Consider the following 17709-nt stretch of genomic DNA (forward strand, 5'->3'; position numbering starts at 1 on the left):
CTTAAACTTCCTCTAATTTCACGGTAAAATGTCTTAAAATTGCGGGTTCCCAAATAATTTTGTAGCCAGATTTTATTTCATTTCTACGCTCGAAAACATTTTTTAAAGCAACGGCAATGTAATCCATGTGATTATTAGTATAAGTTCTGCGTGGAATTGCAAGGCGCAGCAATTCTAATTTTGGATAGCGGTTTTCTCTGGTTTCTGGATCTCTGTCTGCCAATAAAGTACCGATTTCTACGGCTCTAATTCCAGCTTCTTTATAGAGTTCTATGCCTAAAGTTTGTGCAGGGTATTCTTCTCTTTTCAGATGAGGTAAAAATTTTAAAGCATCAATAAAAATCGCATGGCCGCCAATTGGCTTTTGAATCGGAACACCATATTCCATCAATTTTTTGCCTAAATATTCTACCTGAGAAATTCTGCTTTCTAGATATTCAAATTCCGTGGCTTCGTTTAAACCGACTGCTAAAGCCGCCATGTCGCGACCAGCCATTCCGCCATAAGTGATAAATCCTTCAAAAATGATGGTGAAATTTGAGGCTTCTTGAAAAACTTTTTCGTTGTTTAAAGCAATAAAACCACCAATATTTACCAAACCATCTTTCTTAGAACTCATCGTCATTCCATCGCCGTAAGAGAAAATTTCTTTGGCAATTTCTTTTATTGTGCGGTTTTCTTGTCCCTTTTCGCGGGTTTTAATAAAGTAAGCGTTTTCTGCAAAGCGAGCGGCATCAAAATAAACGGGAATTCCGTATTGGTCTGATAATTTTTTTACGGCTTTAATGTTTTCTAGAGAAACCGGTTGGCCGCCAGAAGAATTACAGGTTATTGTAATTAAACAAAAAGGAATTTTTTCTTTTGGATTGTTTTTATAAACATCTTCTAATTTGTTCAGATCAATATTTCCTTTAAATGGAAAAAGATCATCTACGTTAAAGGCTTTTTCGATGGTGCAATCTATCGCGTGGGCTTTTCGCATTTCGATGTGGCCTTTTGTGGTGTCAAAATGTGAATTTCCAGGAATAAAATCGCCGTCTTTCACCAAAACTGAAAACAAAATATTTTCCGCTGCTCTTCCTTGGTGAGTAGGTAAAAGGAAGGGAAATCCGGTTAAGGTTTTTACCGTTTGATGAAGTTCATCGAAGGAGCGAGAACCAGCGTAACTTTCGTCGCCAGACATTAATGCGCTCCATTGTTTATCAGACATTGCGCCTGTTCCGCTATCGGTAAGGAGATCGATAAAAACTTGTGAACTTTTTAAATTAAATAAATTAAAATGTGCGTTTTTTATCCAATTTTTTCTTTGTTCTGGTTCTGATTGATGAATTTCTTCAATCATTTTTATTCTGTAAGGTTCTGCGTATGGGAGTTTCATATATTATATTTTTAAAGTAAAAAGTAGAAAAGTGGCGAAATTTTCAACTTAAAAATAAAGTTGGAAATCGCGGAAAATTGCAGCCCGACTTGAGTGGAAATCCTTTTTACTGTTATTGCGATTGCAAAAATGTTCAACGGATTGCATCGCTTCGATCGCAATGACAGTAAAAAGATTGGGAACGGAAGGCGGAATAGCTGCCCAAAAATATTTAAAAATCTATTCTGGCGCTTTGAATACGGCTGCATCGGAATGGAAGCCCGCAACACCACCACTTACGGCAAATTTCATTGCATTTGCAGCATCTACATTTTTTAAAATTTTGATATTGGAGGCTAAAACAAAAACTACCCAGCCGGAAACGGCGTAAGAATGAGGTAAGTAAACGGAAACATAGCCGGGAAAACCAACGGAAGACAAATCACTTTGTGTGAGGAAACCCACGCGCCAAACTTCTGGTGTGGCTGAAGTCTGAACCAAAACAGGAATGTTGAATTTTTTCTTGTCACCCACAAATGAAGACATGACGTCTTTTAGGGAAGTGTAAATAAATTTAATGCCTGGTGTGTGTTCTAAAACATAATCAAAACTATCAACAATTACTTTTCCGATAATAAATTTATTACCAATAAATCCCACAAATGCAGTTCCTAATATAACGATGATAAAAACCAAACCAGGAAATTGTGCGGAAAGTGAAGGGATTAAATTATCAATACCCGAAATAAAATACCAGATAATACCTATGGTTGCAGCGATTGGACCAATAATTACCAAGCCTTGCAAAAAAGACCGAAGGAAAAGTTTTAAGTAGTTATTGTTATTGTTCATGGTAATGTTTGGCAAAATTAGATTTTATTTTTTAAATCTGCATTTTTAGGTTTGAGAAATTGCCGAAATTCACAAAATTCCAAAAAAAATCTATTTAATTGCAGTTTTGGTTTGTAAATAGCCTAATATTTTCCAGCCAAAAGCATCGAGTTTTTTTAAACTAATGGCGATTCCAACGGCAAGCAAAACATTAAATAGATAAATTAAAATCATCAAAACAACCCAATTGAAATGTTCTTTTAAAGGAACAACTGCGAAATATACTAAAGAAGAACTCATGCCTTGGGCGAAATAGAAGAAAATCGCATTTCTGCCGATATAGTTTATGGCATTGTCTATATTGATTTTTAATCTATTGTATAGAACGAAAACTGTTATTAATGAAAAGAAAGACCAAAGAATATAGGCAGTTTTGGGTGGAAATTTCTGCCGATTCATTAAATAAAAGGCCTCTTTCCCGAAAGTATAAAATAGAATTCCTAGTAAAATGGCTAAAGTTCCGTATAAAATAGGAACAAATTTCGTTGGTATTTTTTTTCCTTTTAACTGATGTGCCACTAAAAAAACCGCGAGATAGTAAGCCACATAACCGACTTGCCCCGTGGGATAATATTGTGGAAATAGATTGAAAAGAGCAGTGGAACCGAGGCATATCGCAATAAACCACCAGATGTGTTTTGGGAAAAAACGCAAAATTAAAACGCCAAAAACCGTCAAAATATAATAAACTTTCAGATACCAAAAACTACCCATTACTACTGGGAAAGTATCCGCATTAGTGTATTGATGAAGATACCAATTACCGAGATTTTGCCATTGTGGAACATCTGAAATATTTACAGGTACATATTTGGAACCGAAAGTGGCGTAGAAATCTTTCAGCCAATTCAGATCAAAAAAATGAAGTCCGAAAACTTTGAAAAAATAATCTAAAAAGAAGAGAAATGTTACAAAAATCATATAAGTGATTTGCAATTTCAATAGTCTGTATAATGTTTTTTCCACATTATTACCAGAAGTGAGGCCACTTAAGGCGAAGAAAACAGGAACATCAAAAACCAAAGAAAATATCCGGATTTCTGGTGAAATATAATATTGCCCAGACCAATACGCGGTATGGATAAAGATAATGGAAAGCGTAGCAATACCTTTTGCAAAATCAATGTAGAGGTCTCTTTTCATAGTTGTTTTGAAAATCAAATTTAATTAAAAAATAATTGATTTTAGTTAAAGTTTTAAGCCTGTTTAAATGTTGAAAATATTTTTTCAGCATTGAGAAATTGGGGTTTTAAAGTGTTTATGCTTAATAATTTTAATTAAAATCAATCTATTGCTTTCTTGCATTATTTATATATGAAAGAATTTCTATTTTCCATAAAGTTGAAAATAACGGATAAACTGCGTTTATTTAGATTAAGAAATTTAAGATTGTAAAAATTTAGAGAAAAATATAAAATTGAATTGTGGATAACTCAAATTTATTTCTTACTTTTGCACCCTGAATTAATTAAATAAACCATAAACAATGTTTGCAATTGTAGAAATAGCAGGGCTTCAGTATAAAGTTGAGCAAGACCAGAAGTTGTTTGTAAACCGTTTGAAAGGAGATGTAGGCGCGAAAGTGTCTTTTGAAAAAGTTCTTCTTACTGTAAACGGAGCAACCACAATTGGCGCCCCGGCTGTAAAAGGTATCACTGTAGATGCCCAAATCCTTAACCATCTGAAAGCGGATAAAGTAATCGTTTTCAAGAAAAAAAGAAGAAAAGGATACGAAAAGAAAAACGGACACAGACAATCTTTAACGCAAATTCAAATTACCGGAATTACAGGTTTTGATGGCGCGAAAAAAGCTCCGAAAAAAGAAACAGCAAAAGCAGATGCTGCTCCAAAAGCTGAAAAACCAGTAGCAAAAGTTGCAAAAGAAGAAACAAAAACTTCTGCAGCAACAGGAGATAGAGCAACTGTAAACTTTGGTGAAGATCATGAATTGAACTATCACTTGAAGAAAAATAATCTTTCCCAATCCAAAGAAAATAGAGAAACTCTTATTGCTTTGGGCAAAGAAGTGAAAGAAGAATTAGGAAAAAAAATTCTTACACATGAAGATGTAGATGCAGCGATTGAAAAGAATATCACAAAATTTAACGAACTTAAAAAATAATCCCTTAAAATGGCACACAAAAAAGGAGTAGGTAGTTCCAAAAACGGTAGAGAATCTCATTCTAAAAGATTAGGTGTAAAGATTTTCGGTGGACAAGCAGCAATTGCAGGTAATATTATTGTAAGACAAAGAGGTACAACTCACCATCCTGGTTTAAACGTTGGTATGGGGAAAGACCATACTTTGCATGCATTAGTAGATGGAACTGTAGTTTTCAGCAAAAAAGCAAACGACAGATCTTTCGTATCAATCGAGCCAAACGCATAAGTTATAGGCGTTTTATACATATTAAAATCCCGATTTTTCGGGATTTTTTTGTTTTATAAGCGTTCTCTTTTTTTTCAATAATCTTTTAAAAATCTATAATGAAGTTCAAATTATTATTAATTGTTATATTTTCAATTGTTTTTTCGGCAAAAGCGCAAGTAAAAATTTTGTTTGATGCTACCAAAGCAGAAATGGCAAGCAATGCCGATTGGGTAATAGATGCCGATGTACACAATCTGAAAGCAACTTCTTCTGGAACAATGGTGACTAGTGGAAGTGATTCTAACCCACAAATGATTCCTACACCTGCGCAAAGTGGCATCACTTCATCAACGCCAGAAACTTATTGGAATGGTGCTTTAAGTGCATGGGCGATAGATTTAGTAAAACTAGGCTATACCGTAGAAACTTTGCCTTATACGGGAAAAATTACTTACGGAGACGCAAACAACGCGCAAGATTTATCCAACTACAAAGTATTTGTGATAGACGAACCTAACTTTCGATTTCCTTTAAGTGAAAGAGATGCATTGATAAATTTTGTGAAAAATGGTGGCGGACTTTTTATTATTAGCGACCATAACATTAGTGATAGAAATAATGATGGTTGGGATTCACCACACATTTGGAACGATATTTTTACCACAAATTCAATACAATCAGATCCTTTCGGAATTAGTTTTGATTTGGCAAACATCTCAGGAAGTACCACAAATTTTGCCTCTTTGCCGAGTAATCCAATTTTGCATGGCGCTTCAGGAGCGCCTACCGAGATGCAATTTTTTAATGGTACCACGATGACTTTGAATACTACAGATAATCCTTCTGTGCAAGGCTTGGTTTTTAGATCGGGCGCTTCTACGACTGGTTTGGTAAATGTAATGTTCGCCACATCAACTTATGGTTCAGGAAAAGTTTGTGCTTTAGGCGACAGTTCAGTTCCAGATGATGGCACTGGCGACACCGGAGATTCACTTTACAACGGCTACACAGCAGATGCCAACGGAAATCACAAGCCGCTGCTTTTGAACGCCACAGTTTGGTTGGCTACTAATTCGGCTTTGAGTGTGAATGATTTGGCTAAATCTGAAGCAGATGTAGAAATTTTCCCAAACCCAAGTTCAGATTATATTTATATTAAAAATAATAAAGGAAATAATACTAATTACACCGTTACTATTTCTGATGCTTCAGGGAAATTGGTTTTTTCGAAAGCAATAAATTCTAACCAAATTGATATTAAAAATTTACAAAAAGGCTTGTATTATTTAAGTGTTAAAACTGAAACAGGATTGAAGAATTTTAAAATTATAAAGAAATAATTTGATACTTTTAACCTGAGTTCGATTATTATTCAATTTTCAAAGTATTAACTATCAATAACTTAAAAATATCAATTGCGTCGGGCTTTAGCCCGATGAAAGATGTAATGTAACACGTCATTTGGCTTTAGCCAAAACGTATATTAGGTTTTGGCTAAAGCCAATTCTTATTTAAAACCTTATAAAACGGGCTAAAGCCCGTTCCTATTGATGTTTTTCAAAAAATTATTATTCGAACTCAGGTTTATAGTAATAGTCTAAAGTATAGAATATTTAGTTCTATAATTTTTAAAACAATCTCTTTCAATTTTTGGAAGAGATTATTTTTATTTCTAATTTGTGAAAGTTCTGAAGTGTGTAATTTTAAATACTAAAAAACAATGTGATGCTTATAATCGCAGTGCGAAAAAGGTCTTTAAATAAAGAAAAGAATTATATTAAAAAAGGTAAACGTTTTCTAAAAATTCACCTGAATGCCTGCTTTTATTCCAAATTTTGAAATATTGGGATTGTTGAGATAGTTTCCGCGCCAGATAAAATCTACCCGCAGAATGCGCAGATTTCCGAAGCCAATATTTTCTAAACCAAAACCATATTCATAATAAACATGTTCTGACGGTGCTGAATATTGAACTTTGCTTAAATTTATCGCTTTCGATGCGTCACTCAAAGTTCCGTATGCTGCTCGAAAAATACCAACTTCACGAAGTTTTAATTTTTTAATTAATGGAATATAAGACAATATTTTTCCATTAAAATGATGTTCAATATTAAAAGTTGAATAAGTATCTGCAACAAATTCGTAATAATTAAGTTGCGAAAAAGTATTGGGAACGAGACTGTAAGATTGATTTCCAGGGATGATATTTTGCAATGCTAAAGGCAAGGCGTCGAAAGTTTTTCCCAGTTCTAAATTGATAATAGATTTACCCCAAACGCCGATTAAAATTGGCTGCGTATAAAGAAATTGTAATTTATTGTAGTTAAAATCTGCATTAAACAAACCTCTCAAACCGCGCGTGTATTTTAGCACAAATGTCGGTGAAAGCGTGGTGTGAGAATACCGATCGATACCTGTTTCAGAAAATAGCGCACCGGGATTTGCAATGAGACTTAAAGTTAGATGCGAATCATTTACTGTTTTCCGAATTTGATTGTTGTAATTGTATCTCAAATCAAAGAGCGAATTATCGGCAGATTTTATACTTTGCAAAGTACCATCTAATCTAATTTGAAAATTTTTCCAAGGTTCTATAGAAGAATAGATACTAGTTTGAGTGCTTGAACTTAAGGAGGCGTTATCGCCACGAGAAAAGAGGGTAGAAGATGCAAAAGATCGACTCATAATGCCGTCATCTCCCGTCAATCCTACGCCGAGTTGCAAAATATCGCGCCGTGTACCAATGCCAACTTGGAAACGGTTGAGTTTATTAAACATATATTTTGCTTCCACGCCATATTTGAATTGATGGTCTTTGAAGCCATACGCGCCATAACCTTGAATTCGCCAATCATCACTTGCCGAAAAATAAGTTCTCGCGCCTAGTCTCAAGCGGTTTCCTTCAATGATATTATTACCAAAAGTGGAATACAAATTCCCTATATCTATGGCGTTTCCTACATTGTAATAGCCAGTAGCAAGCACGCCATATATTTTCACAAAACGTTTAAACTTTGGTACTTCTTGCAGTTGAGAAAGCATTTTATAAATGCCTTTTTCTTCAATATTTAAAGAATCTGAACGGTTGTTTTCCCAATAACTCTCAGATTTTGTAAGTTCTGCTGTTGTTTTTGGGATTGTGTTTTCAAAATTTTTCGCAGCAATTTCTTTATTAAATTGGTAATCAGAGTATTCCACCGTTCTTTTTGCGAGCATCCCTCGCGATTTTTTGTTTTTGCTAATTAAAGAAAGATCAAATTGCGTGGTATTTTTTAAAGGAAGAAAAGTGTTTTCGTCGGGATTATCGAATTCTAATTCTGTGAAAACGCCATTTACGAAATTCACATTCATTTTTCTAGTTGATTTTAAGGACGCTTTTACGACAGCATAAGTGTCTTTTGAAATGAATAAATCTCCTGTGAAGGCCAAAACATCTTTTCGTTTGGGAAAATATTTTATATGATAGCAATCTTCACCGCGAATGGAAAGGCTGTCTATTAAATTGTAATCATAAGTGCTGAAACCGTCTGTAGAAACTGGGCTTTGGAAACCGATATTAAAATAATTCAGTGTATTATCATAAATATTGATTTCTTTGTAGAGGTTTTTCGCTGTAGTTGATATAATTTGGTTGTCTTGAAAACCAGAAGTTTTTTGGGCAACTAAATCTTTTTTTAATTTTTTTTCGGGTTGGTTTTCACCGTAGATTTTATAAACAGATTCATTGAGAAACATTGGTAAAGATAATTTACCATTTGCGGCAGAATCTGCATAATTAAATACAAAGTCTAATTTATTGAAGATTTTTTTCTTCATAAATGTACTATCAATATTATTCAGATCAAACTGAATTTTTTCGTATTCTTTGTATTGGTAGGTTTTATAATTGTCTAAACCATTTTTCTTTTTATGCGCCCAAACCTTCTGCATAATGGCATAAGCGGGATTTTCTTTTTTGTTTTTATATTTTTTTGCCGTCATTTGTATGACGACTTCGGCAATATTTTCTACATTGTCAGACTCTAAAAATACTTTAATGTTTTGATTATTATTAGTTGAAATATTGAGGGTTTTTGTTTTAAAACCTTTTTTCTCAAAACGCAACTGGCGAATAGCAGAATCTGAAGAAAGGCTGAATTTCCCCATTTTCGAAAAAGTGGGAATATTGCTATTATTGCTAAAAATAGCAACATCGGCAAGTGGTTTTTGCTGACTCGAATCTATGACAATGCCACTGATCATAAATTGACAGTGGAGTAATGAGATTGAAAAAAGTAAAATTAGGCTTAAAAAATATTTAGCCACAAAGAATTTCTGCATTTTTGCTAATGACTTGCAAATTTAAAAGAAAAAAAAATTTATACGCTTCTTTTAGCAAAGATTAACGTTTATTTTTATTGTGCTAAATCTGGAATAATTTTATAATCTTGTTTAAAAGTCGATGCTTTCTATCCCTTTAATAAAACTATAATAGTAAGGCATTTTGTCTGGAAAATCGGCGTCGGGATTTTTTTCTCTTTTTAATATATTTAAACTTAATATTTTACGTTGAAAATTATTTCTTCTAAACTCCACACCTAAAACAGTTTCGTAAAGCATTTGTAATTCTTTAATGGTAAATTTTTTTGGAAGTAGATTGTTTGCAACTATATTGGTATCGATATTTTTACCTAAGTGTACCAAAGCGTAATCAAATATTCTTTGATGGTCAAAGGCAAATTTTGGTAAATCATCAATATCAAACCATTTTGAAAAATCGTCTTCTTCATAAAACTTCAATTTAGAATAATCTAATAAACTGCAATATGCAACACTAATAAATCTTTGAAAAATCCAATGATCTTCTGGTATTTTTAAGTTTTTATTGTTTAGTATGGCTTCATGATCGCTTTTTTTCACCCTATTATTTCTACCAAAAGTATGAAACTGATCCAAAAAAATATTTTCTAAACGGGTTCTTTCAAACAAAACACGTGCGGCGGCATCTCTAAGGTCTTCGGTTGCCCCAACAAAACCTCCGGGCAGAGTCCAGAGATTAGAATCGTTGTACTTTATTAGTAAAACTTTTAATTTTTTTTCAACGAAACTAAATATCACACAGTCTACAGAAACGTGGCTTAAATAGTTTTGTGCTTGTACTAATTGTTCCAAATAGAAGTCTTCTTTGGTTTTGTTGCTTTCCATTTTATAAATATGAGAATATGTTGCTATTTTCTTTTAAAAACACAAAAATATAATTTTTTAATAGAACAAAGTTAAATAGTGATTTACAATAATTTTTCAGTATAACAACCGTTTTTTTGATTTTTTAAAAAAATTATGAAAAAAAATAAAAAATTATGATAATTTATGAAAAATTGTAATATCTTCGTTATCTCAATTTGAGACAAAAACAATTAACTATAATTAATTATGAAAAGAAACTTGGTAAGTGTTTTTAGTTTGTCTTGTATGGTGGCGTTTGTAGGTGCGAATGCCCAAGTTAAACAAGATAGTACTAAAGAAAAAACAATTGAGGAAGTAGTTCTTGTAAATGTGGGTTACGGTAAACAGAAAAAAAGTGTAGTAACGGGCGCTATTTCACAAGTAACTGCGAAAGATTTGGAAAAAGTTCCGAATGGTGGCGTAGGTACAATGCTGCAAGGTAGAAGTTCTGGTGTAACTGTAGCAGCGAATTCTGGTGCGCCAGGTTCTGGTGCTACCATTAGGGTTCGTGGTATTACAACCTTTGGAGGCGCGAATGATCCTCTTTGGGTGGTTGATGGTGTACCATTAGAAAATGCAGATATCGCAAACATAAACCAAGCGGATATAGCATCTATGGAAATCCTAAAAGATGCTGCATCTGCTGCTATTTACGGAACTAGAGCGGCAAAAGGTGTCATTCTTATTACCACCAAAAAAGGAAGGAAGGGGAGAATGAATATTTCTTATAATGGTTTTATTAGTACGTCATCGGCTGCAAAGACCTTAAAATTATTGAATTCTACGGAATATGCTGCTTTGATGAATGAAAGATCTCTAGCTGGCGGCGGCGGCGTTTTATACACAAATATCGGATCATTAGGAGTAGGGACTGATTGGCAAAAGCAGGTATTCAGTAATAATGCAATGGGAACTAACCATGAACTAAGTATTAGTGGCTCTAGCGAAAATTCAGATTTTTATCTTTCTTTTAATACCCAAAATACAGCAGGTATTGTTGCGCAACCAATTTCTAATTATGATAAAAAATCGTTTAGAATTAACTCTAATCATACATTTCTTGATAGAATTACTGTCGGAGAAAGTGTTTTTTACACCCATCAAAGAAACGTAGGAATTGGAACGAGTAATAGTGAATTCGGTGGTGTGCTAAGTGACGCTATTATGCTAGATCCACTTACACCAATCATTGAAACTGATCCGGTGGTATTGAATAGCAATCCAAATTATTTACAACCTAATATAGTAAGAGATGCAAATGGTAATGCGTACGGTATTTCTAATGTAGTTGGGCAAGAAATCGTAAATCCCTTGGCGTATATCGAAACACAAAAAGGAAATTTTGGCTATTCTGATACATTTATTGGGAGTGCTTACGTTGGTGTAAAATTAATTAAAGGCTTAAATTTTAAGACAACAGTTAATGGTAAAAAAGCGTGGTGGGGAGGTCAGTCTTTCACACCATTGTATTATTTGAATGCAAATTCTAGTAATACTGCCAATAATGTACTTTCAAGAACTGCCTCTACAGGATTTGATTGGAGTGTTGAAAATACTTTAACGTATGAAACAAAATTAGGGAATCATGATTTTAACCTCTTAATTGGGCAAGGAACTTATGAAAATGGAATGGGAAACACAGTGGGTGCTACACATACTGGATTACCATCAAACAGTTGGGTAGATGCTAGTTTTAATGTTTCAATCCCGGAAGCTAATAAAAGAGGCTATAGTTATAATTTTATACCAGTGCATAGAACGTCTTTATTTGCAAGATTAAATTACAACTATAAAGAAAAATATTTATTCACAGGAATTATAAGAAGAGACGGCTCTTCACTTTTCGGACCGGATAATAAATATGGAATTTTTCCTTCCGGATCAGTTGGTTGGGTAGTTTCAAAAGAAAATTTTTGGAAGGACAATTCAATTGTTCAGATGCTTAAACTAAGATTCGGCTATGGGGTAAATGGAAACGATGGTGCCTTGGCGGCCAATCAATATGAGTCTCTTTTAGCCTACAATTATAATTATTTTATTAATGATTTAATTCAAATTGGTGCTGCTCCAGCAACAATCGCAAACCCAAATTTAAAATGGGAACAAACTACTCAAACTAACATTGGTGTTGACATGAGATTAGTTAAAAACATTAATGTTACCGCAGAGTATTTCGATAAAAAAACTGCGGGAATTTTAAGACAATTTGCCGTTCCTGGTTATGTAGGTGTTGCCAACAATCCTTATGGAAATATCGCAGACATGAGCAATAAAGGTTTTGAGTTTGAAGTAAACTACAGAAAAAGCCTTGGAAACGTTAATTTTTCTGCCAGCGGTAACTTCTCAACTCTGAAAAATGAGGTGACTAACTTGGGTGACGCAGAATATTATGATGAAAATGGATTTCAATCTTTGCAAGGAAGTTTAACAAGATTAATTGTAGGCCAACCCTACGGCAGTTTTTATGGCTTCAAAACAGCAGGTATTTTCCAAAACTGGGCAGATGTAAAGGCTTACACAGGAGCAGGCGGCGCCTTAATACAACCAAACGCGCAACCCGGAGATTTTCGCTGGCAAGATACCAACGGAGACGGTGTTATAACTGATGCCGATAAAGTGTTTTTAGGTCAAGGCTTACCAACATTTAATTATGGACTAACTTTAAATTTTGATTATAAAGGTTTCGATCTTTCAGCGCTATTCCAAGGTGCTGGTGGAAATAAGATTTTTCAAGGTTTAAGACGTTTAGATGTAAGTACTGCAAATTATCAAACAAGAGCCTTAGGTCGATGGACAGGCGAGGGAACTTCTAACGATTACCCAAGATTAACAAGTAACGATACTAACGGAAACTTTACTAGAATGTCTGATTTTTATCTAGAAAATGGTGATTATCTTCGTTTAAAATTAGTTTCTTTTGGTTATTCTTTACCAAAATCACTTACAGAAAATATCCACGCACAAAAAATCAGAATTTATGTTTCTGGATCTAATCTACTTACCCTTACTAAATATACCGGCTACGATCCAGAAATTGGAGGTACAACTTTAGGTATTGATAAAGGTTTTTATCCACAGGCTAGAACATTTATTTTTGGTATTAATGCTCAATTTTAAAAATGAAAAAAATGAAAAAATATAATTTAATAAAACCCATACTTTTTTCTAGTTTAGCGGTCATCAGTTTCTCATCGTGCTCAAGCGATTTTTTAAATGTTCCTGCAGACGGACAGGCAGTTACCTCAAATTACTATAAAAGTGAAGCAGAAGCCTATACGGGGTTAGTGGCGGTTTATGATGTAATAGGGAAAAACTCTGTAGGCTTCGAAAATATGATAACAATGATGAATGCAGGATCTGACGACCAATATGCAGGTGGTGGTGGAGAGACAGATGGTTTAGGAATTCAAAGTTTCTCTAATTATACAGAAAACGCAAATACCGTACCTGCAAGTTTTTGGAGTTATCATTATCAAGGAATATTTAGAGCAAATATTTTGCTTCAAAAACTACCAAGTGTACCCATGGATGCTAGCAAAATAGCACGCTACACGGCTGAAGCAAAAACACTTAGAGCCTTATATTATTTTAATTTGGTTCGGATGTTTAAAAATATTCCACTTATTTTGGAACCTTTAGATGCTGGTGATATTTACACGCCAACACAAGCAGATCCTAAAGATGTTTATAAACAAATCGAAAAAGATTTAACAGAAGCAATCAATGATTTGCCAATAATTTCTCCCGATAAAGGACGTTTAAGCCAAGGCGCAGCCAAAGCATTACTAGGTAAAGTTTACCTTTATGATGGGCAGCCCGCTTTAGCCGCAGCACAATTAGCAGAAGTGAATGGAACGCCCGGAGGGACAAGTAAATATGGTTATAAATTACTAGATAATTTTAGTGATTTATGGGTAGTTGCAAATAAATGGAATTCAGAATCAATTATTGAAGTTGCCCATACAAATACAGGAAATTCTTCATTTGAATTTTGGGGACAAGGTCAAGATGAAGGTGATTCTGTTAATCAAATGGTTGGGCCACGTGGATATGTTAAAATAACAGGTGCAGCTCCAGATTTACCATCGGGCTGGAGTTTTAATGTTTTTACCCAAAATTTTTACGATTTTATGAAAAATGATAAAAGATTTGGAGCAACTGTTTTAGATTTAAAAGCGTTATCAGCTTCAGGCGATGCGAAATATATCCCAGGATATAAAGACACCGGTTATTTTTTAAACAAATTCGTACCTAGAACTTCGGACAAAACAACTGGTTTAGGTGCAACAGAATTGAATTATCAGCAAGACACCTATATCATACGCCTAGCAGATACTTATCTTCTAGAAGCAGAAGCACTAGGCGCAAGTGGTACAAGAGCACAAGCACTTCTAGATGCAGTACGAAAGAGAGCCGGTATGCCTTTAGTTCCAGTTTCTATGACAGCGATAAAAAATGAAAGAAGAGCAGAATTAGCAGGTGAAGGCCATCGTTTTTTTGATTTAGTAAGATGGGGTGATGCTGCAACTGTATTAGCAAGCAGAGGCTTCAAAGCTGGTAAAAATGAAATTTTCCCAATTCCGTATTCTGAATTACAAAATACGAAAATGGTTCAAAACCCTAACTATTAATAAATTATTATAACAATGAAAAAATTAAAATTAATAATAAGTTTAGTTGCAATAAGTTTAGTTTCGTTTACTAGTTGTGATGTAAATGGTTTGGGTGACGCGCCAGACTTAAGTTCGGCTACAAGTGCTAATTTGAATAAGATTTTTGACATTAGTACTAATAATTCAGGAAATGTCAAAATAACACCAATCGGAGAAGGAATTACAAAATCTACCGTTCTTTTTGGTGATGGCACTGGTGGCTCTTCATCTGCGGATGTATTACCTGGGCAAAGTACCTCTCATACTTATCCAGAAGGTAATTATACTGTAACAATCAAAACCTACAGTCTTTCTGGTGAAGAAACTACCACTACATATCCTTTAGTTGTTACATTTTCTGCACCAACTAATATAAAACTGGAGCAAAGTTTTTCAGGAACAACCTTAAGTCTTTCTGCAACAGCAGACAACGCGAATGGGATTCAAGTTTTATGGGGCGATGGTGGTGCAAACGAAGTACCTACTACTTTAACAGGATCACTTGGAAATCCATTTACAGGAATGCATAATTACGCTCCTGGTGTTTATACACTTACAGTTAAGGCATTAAGTGGTGGTGCTGCTACTAGTTCAAAAACATTTCCAATTGTTGTTTTCGGACCATTCTCACTACCAGTAACTTATGAAAACCCAATCCAAAACTATAATGGAGGAGGAAGTTTTGGGGGCGCAGATGTCGCTGTTGTTGATAATCCTTCAAAAACAGGTATTAATACAAGTGAGAAAGTATGGAGAATCACTAAAAATGTAGGAGCTGAAGTTTGGGCAGGGACTTATACACCGCTTGCAAGTCCGAATGGTGTACCTATTAATATTGACAACGGAAGTAAATTTAAAATCATGGTTTACAGTTCAGAAATTGGTAAAAGTTTGCATTTTCAGTTAGAAGATGGTAACGGTTATACGCCAGGTATCGACGTGCCAATTACAGTAGCCAATCAATGGCAAGAGTTAACTTTTGACTTCTCTGCCGCTGGAATTCCTGCTGGCAAAATATTTAACCAATATGTCTTCCAATATAATTTAGCTGCAAATGGTAGCGGCGAAATTGTATATGTCGATAATATCACTCAAACTAAATAATATTTATATCATGAATAAAAAAATTATAAAAACTTTTGGTATTTTACTTGCTTTATTTTTGGCGATTTTTGCCTGTAAAGACGAGAATTATTCTCTGGGAGATCTCACTGCTCCAAGTAATCTACAAATCACAACTTCAATTGTTGGGCAAAGCACTGCAACCCCTAATGGAGATGGAAGCGGGGTGGTAAATATCACAGCGGTCGCAAACAATGCACTCAACTATAAAATTGGTTACAGTGTAGTTTCTGATGTGAATGCAACACCCACTTTAGATGTGATGCCTAACAGTGCTGATGGCGCAAGCGTTACAAAAACATTTGCTACACCAGGAGATATTACGTATAGAGTAACCGTGGTAGCCTATGGAAGAGGCGGTTCATCTACAGTTGAAACAAAAGATATTACCGTAAAAAGTGTCTATAATGTTGATCCGACCATTGTTACTGATCTTACGAACGATTCTTCTAAAACATGGGTAGTAGATGCGGGTACTGCAGGGCACTTCGGTGTAGGCCCATACACTACAACATCTTATACGCCAGAATGGTATTCAGCGGCACCTTATGAAAAAGCATCTTGTTGTAATTGTTTTTACAGCGCGAGTTTTAAATTTACCGTCGTTGCAAAAAATACCTATTCTATGAGTTCAATAACACCAGACGGCGCATTTACTAAAACAGGTTCGCTTGCTGGTATTACTGGTATTCCTGCTTCTGGAGATGAAGGTTGTTATCCTTATGCAGGAGGGACTACTGCATTTTTCTTTTCTGCGTCCTCTTCTGGCCTAGTAAATACGCCAGGTGCTACAACCACTAATGCAAGTATTTTATTGGATGGCAACACCACTTTTATTGGATATGGCGCGACTAAGAAAGAATACGAAATCTTAGAGATTACGCCAAATACTTTATATTTAAGAGTTCAAGGAACTGAACCTGGTAATGCTTGGTACATTAGATTAAAACCAAAACCATAACCAAAAAATTAAACTATACAGAGTTAATTAAAATAATTAACTCTGTATTTCTTTTAAAACAAAATAAAATATGGTTTCAAAAAAAATAGGGATTTATTACGCGTTTATTCTTTTTATTTTTTTCATTTCAAGTTGCTCAGGAAGCGGCAGCGGAAATTCTGCCGCTCCTGAAAGCAATACCCCTACTAATATTACAATTAGTAATGTTATAGTTGGTAGTTCAAGCACACTTCCAAACGGCGATGGAACTGGGGTTGTTAATTTTTCTGTGAATGCAAATAATGCAAACTCATACAAACTTCTTATTGGCACAGAAACTTTAACTTCTACTACGGGTTCTTTTACCTATACTTTTAAAGAATTAGGAACAAATGTTTATACCATTTACGCATCGGCTTATAACGGAACTAATTTTGTCTCCACTAATAAACAAATTACTGTTTACGTTGCTCCGAAACTAGTTTGGTCTGATGAGTTTTCTATAGATGGCGCACCAGATTCCTCAAAATGGGGTTATGATTTAGGTGCAGGAGGCTGGGGAAATAATGAAGTAGAATATTATACCAATCGATTAGAAAATGCAAGCGTGAGTAACGGAACGCTAAAAATTAATTTAATTAAAGAAAATTACCAAGGAAGCCCTTATACATCTGCAAGGATATTAACTAAAGGTAAATATTCCTTTAAATACGGAAGAGTTGATATTAGAGCAAAGCTTCCATCTGGTGGTGGAACTTGGCCTGCATTGTGGAGTTTAGGAGATAATATTAACACCACACCATGGCCCGCTTGTGGAGAAATAGATTATATGGAACATATTGGAAATCAACTTAATAAAATTTTCAGCACTTTGCATTATCCAGGTCACTTTGGCGCAAATGGTAGCGGCGGAACTACAACTAACCCAACAGCAACTACAGAATTTCATATTTATTCTACCGAATGGACTTCAACAACAATTAAATTTTACTTAGATAATCAGTTGTATTATACTTTTAACAATGACCCAAGTTTACCATTCAACCAAAATTTCTTCTTGATTTTAAATGTCGCAATGGGAGGTAATTTTGGTGGAGCAGTAGATCCTTCAGTTACCAAGGCAACCATGGAGGTAGATTATATAAGAGTTTATCAATAATTTAAAAAAATA

General features: G+C 34.5%; 13 protein-coding genes. 8 read left to right on the plus strand and 5 right to left on the minus strand.

Going from position 1 to position 17709, the window contains the following annotated elements; all coding sequences use genetic code 11:
* Position 1: 1 nt before the first annotated feature.
* From C4S29_RS06065 to C4S29_RS06075, 3 genes are all read right to left on the minus strand, one after another.
* Positions 2-1378: a tryptophanase gene (locus tag C4S29_RS06065; protein WP_103913249.1), complete on the minus strand. Its 1377-nt coding sequence runs from the start codon at positions 1376-1378 to the stop codon at positions 2-4.
* Positions 1379-1597: 219 nt separating this feature from the next.
* Positions 1598-2209, minus strand: a complete 612-nt coding sequence (locus C4S29_RS06070; RefSeq protein WP_103913250.1) for a DUF502 domain-containing protein — start codon at positions 2207-2209, stop codon at positions 1598-1600.
* A 90-nt stretch (positions 2210-2299) separates the two neighbouring features.
* Positions 2300-3391, minus strand: coding sequence for an acyltransferase family protein (locus tag C4S29_RS06075; protein WP_103913251.1), 1092 nt, complete (start codon positions 3389-3391; stop codon positions 2300-2302).
* Between the two features lie 343 nt (positions 3392-3734).
* Here C4S29_RS06075 and rplU point away from each other — a divergent pair, with 343 nt between their 5' ends.
* From rplU to C4S29_RS06090, 3 genes are all read left to right on the plus strand, one after another.
* Positions 3735-4370: a 50S ribosomal protein L21 gene (rplU, locus tag C4S29_RS06080; protein ID WP_103913252.1), complete on the plus strand. Its 636-nt coding sequence runs from the start codon at positions 3735-3737 to the stop codon at positions 4368-4370.
* Between the two features lie 9 nt (positions 4371-4379).
* Positions 4380-4637 (plus strand): 50S ribosomal protein L27, encoded by a 258-nt coding sequence (gene rpmA / locus C4S29_RS06085; protein WP_103913253.1) that lies wholly within the window; start codon positions 4380-4382, stop codon positions 4635-4637.
* Between the two features lie 98 nt (positions 4638-4735).
* Positions 4736-5959: a T9SS type A sorting domain-containing protein gene (locus C4S29_RS06090; RefSeq protein ID WP_103913254.1), complete on the plus strand. Its 1224-nt coding sequence runs from the start codon at positions 4736-4738 to the stop codon at positions 5957-5959.
* Between the two features lie 457 nt (positions 5960-6416).
* Here the strand turns inward: C4S29_RS06090 and C4S29_RS06095 are convergent, their stop codons facing one another.
* Positions 6417-8861 (minus strand): DUF5686 family protein, encoded by a 2445-nt coding sequence (locus C4S29_RS06095; protein ID WP_233740497.1) that lies wholly within the window; start codon positions 8859-8861, stop codon positions 6417-6419.
* A 189-nt stretch (positions 8862-9050) separates the two neighbouring features.
* Positions 9051-9803: an NUDIX hydrolase gene (locus tag C4S29_RS06100; RefSeq protein ID WP_103913256.1), complete on the minus strand. Its 753-nt coding sequence runs from the start codon at positions 9801-9803 to the stop codon at positions 9051-9053.
* 228 nt (positions 9804-10031) lie between these two features.
* Here C4S29_RS06100 and C4S29_RS06105 point away from each other — a divergent pair, with 228 nt between their 5' ends.
* The 5 genes from C4S29_RS06105 to C4S29_RS06125 all read left to right on the plus strand — a co-directional run bounded on the left by C4S29_RS06105 (position 10032) and on the right by C4S29_RS06125 (position 17697).
* A complete protein-coding gene (locus C4S29_RS06105) occupies positions 10032-12941 on the plus strand; it encodes a SusC/RagA family TonB-linked outer membrane protein (protein WP_103913257.1) in 2910 nt (969 codons plus the stop codon).
* Positions 12942-12952: 11 nt separating this feature from the next.
* The gene (locus tag C4S29_RS06110) at positions 12953-14455 is read left to right on the plus strand and encodes a RagB/SusD family nutrient uptake outer membrane protein (RefSeq protein WP_103913439.1); all 1503 of its coding nucleotides are present in this window, start codon (positions 12953-12955) and stop codon (positions 14453-14455) included.
* A gap of 132 nt (positions 14456-14587) precedes the next feature.
* Positions 14588-15580: a hypothetical protein gene (locus C4S29_RS06115; protein ID WP_146063264.1), complete on the plus strand. Its 993-nt coding sequence runs from the start codon at positions 14588-14590 to the stop codon at positions 15578-15580.
* Positions 15581-15590: 10 nt separating this feature from the next.
* A complete protein-coding gene (locus C4S29_RS06120; protein WP_103913259.1) occupies positions 15591-16559 on the plus strand; it encodes a hypothetical protein in 969 nt (322 codons plus the stop codon).
* Positions 16560-16629: 70 nt separating this feature from the next.
* A complete protein-coding gene (locus C4S29_RS06125; RefSeq protein WP_103913260.1) occupies positions 16630-17697 on the plus strand; it encodes a glycoside hydrolase family 16 protein in 1068 nt (355 codons plus the stop codon).
* The last annotated feature ends 12 nt before the right edge of the window (positions 17698-17709 follow it).

The organism is Halpernia humi (assembly GCF_900108025.1).
Taxonomy (GTDB): Bacteria; Bacteroidota; Bacteroidia; order Flavobacteriales; family Weeksellaceae; genus Halpernia; species Halpernia humi.

Excerpts from the sequence above, each read along its gene's own strand:
- C4S29_RS06105 (WP_103913257.1), top strand. The coding sequence starts at position 10,032 with ATGAAAAGAAACTTGGTAAGTGTTTTTAGTTTGTCTTGTATGGTGGCG.
- C4S29_RS06120 (WP_103913259.1), top strand. The coding sequence starts at position 15,591 with ATGAATAAAAAAATTATAAAAACTTTTGGTATTTTACTTGCTTTATTT.
- rpmA (WP_103913253.1), top strand. The coding sequence starts at position 4,380 with ATGGCACACAAAAAAGGAGTAGGTAGTTCCAAAAACGGTAGAGAATCT.
- rplU (WP_103913252.1), top strand. The coding sequence starts at position 3,735 with ATGTTTGCAATTGTAGAAATAGCAGGGCTTCAGTATAAAGTTGAGCAA.
- C4S29_RS06090 (WP_103913254.1), top strand. The coding sequence starts at position 4,736 with ATGAAGTTCAAATTATTATTAATTGTTATATTTTCAATTGTTTTTTCG.
- C4S29_RS06125 (WP_103913260.1), top strand. The coding sequence starts at position 16,630 with ATGGTTTCAAAAAAAATAGGGATTTATTACGCGTTTATTCTTTTTATT.
- C4S29_RS06100 (WP_103913256.1), bottom strand. The coding sequence starts at position 9,803 with ATGGAAAGCAACAAAACCAAAGAAGACTTCTATTTGGAACAATTAGTA.
- C4S29_RS06065 (WP_103913249.1), bottom strand. The coding sequence starts at position 1,378 with ATGAAACTCCCATACGCAGAACCTTACAGAATAAAAATGATTGAAGAA.
- C4S29_RS06075 (WP_103913251.1), bottom strand. The coding sequence starts at position 3,391 with ATGAAAAGAGACCTCTACATTGATTTTGCAAAAGGTATTGCTACGCTT.
- C4S29_RS06110 (WP_103913439.1), top strand. The coding sequence starts at position 12,953 with ATGAAAAAATATAATTTAATAAAACCCATACTTTTTTCTAGTTTAGCG.
- C4S29_RS06070 (WP_103913250.1), bottom strand. The coding sequence starts at position 2,209 with ATGAACAATAACAATAACTACTTAAAACTTTTCCTTCGGTCTTTTTTG.
- C4S29_RS06095 (WP_233740497.1), bottom strand. The coding sequence starts at position 8,861 with ATGATCAGTGGCATTGTCATAGATTCGAGTCAGCAAAAACCACTTGCC.